The sequence below is a fragment of the Methylomonas sp. LWB genome (assembly GCF_001856095.1).
Taxonomy (GTDB): domain Bacteria; phylum Pseudomonadota; class Gammaproteobacteria; order Methylococcales; family Methylomonadaceae; genus Methylomonas; species Methylomonas koyamae_A.
The window spans coordinates 1-1,471 of the sequence record NZ_MKMC01000069.1; the positions used below are offsets into that span (position 1 = coordinate 1).

General features: G+C 60.1%; 1 protein-coding gene. It reads left to right on the plus strand.

Annotated features, from left to right (window positions below; all coding sequences use genetic code 11):
• On the plus strand, window positions 1–1,471 hold a 1,471-nt coding region (locus BJL95_RS20720), incomplete at both ends, for an amino acid adenylation domain-containing protein (protein ID WP_139306363.1).

Genomic DNA, 1,471 nt, shown 5'->3' on the forward strand with positions numbered 1-1,471 from the left:
AGCCGTCAGGCGCAACGGACGCCGGCGGCGGTGGCGTTGGTGTTCGAACAACGCCAATTGACCTACGACGAACTGGAACGGCGCAGCAACCAATTGGCGCATTATCTAATCTCGCAAGGCGTCGGCACCGAAAGCTTGGTGGCGGTGTGTATGGAGCGCTGCCTGGAGTTGGTGGTCAGCCTGCATGCGATCGTCAAGGCCGGTGCGGCTTATGTGCCGTTGGACCCCGACTATCCGCAGGAACGCTTGGATTACATGATCGCCAATGCCGGTGCCGGCTGGTGTCTGACTCAGCAGGCCTTGGCCGGCAAGCTGCAAGATTATCCCGGCCAAGTGCTGGTCATCGAAGCCTTGCAAACCGAGCTGGCCCAGCAACCGGCCGGCGCGCCGGCCCTTGAATGCCATCCGCAACAGCTCGCCTACCTGATTTACACCTCGGGCTCCACCGGCCAACCGAAAGGCGTGGCCAACCACCATCAAGCGCTGGCCAACCGGCTCAACTGGATGCAGCGCCGTTACGCATTGAGCGGGCAAAACAGCGTCTTGCAAAAAACCCCGTACAGCTTCGACGTCTCGGTCTGGGAATTTTTCTGGCCGTTGATCGCCGGCGCCCGTTTGGTCATCGCCAAACCGGGCGGACATAAAGACAGCGATTACCTGGCCAAACTGATCCAAGCCCAGCACATCGACACCCTGCACTTCGTGCCGTCCATGCTGCAAGCCTTCATCGACGACCCCGAAGCGGCACACTGCAACAGCTTACGGCGCATCATCTGCAGCGGCGAAGCCTTACCGTTGAGCCTGCAACAACAGGTCTACGGCAAATTGACATCGGCGCGTCTCTACAATCTCTACGGCCCGACCGAAGCGGCGATCGACGTCAGCGAATGGCCTTGCCATGAAGACGACACCGCCAGCCCCATCGTCGCGATCGGCAAACCGATCGACAACCTACGTTTATACATCCTCGACGGCCAACTGCAGCCGGTGCCGATCGGCGTGTCCGGCGAACTGTACATCGCCGGCATCGGCTTGGCGCGCGGCTATCAGCAAAAGCCGCAGCTGACCGCGGAACGCTTCGTACCCAATCCGTTCGGTCAAGGCGAAAGGCTGTACCGGACCGGCGACCTATGCCGCTACCGGGCCGACGGCGTCATCGAATACCAAGGCCGGGAAGACGGCCAAATTAAGCTCAGAGGCTTTCGGATCGAGTTGGGCGAAATCGAAAGCGTGCTCAAACAGCATGCCGAGATTCAAGAGGCGGCGGTCAAGGTTTGGAGCCAAGGGCAAAGTAAACGCTTGGTGGCTTATGTGGTGAGCCACGCGGCCGACTTCGATCAGGCCGTCAAGCAGCAATTGCAGCAACTGCCCGATTACATGCGGCCGAGCCAAACTGTCAGGCTAGAGCAACTGCCGTTGACCGCTAGCGGCAAACTGGACCGCAAAGCGCTGAAAGAACCGGACATTCAAG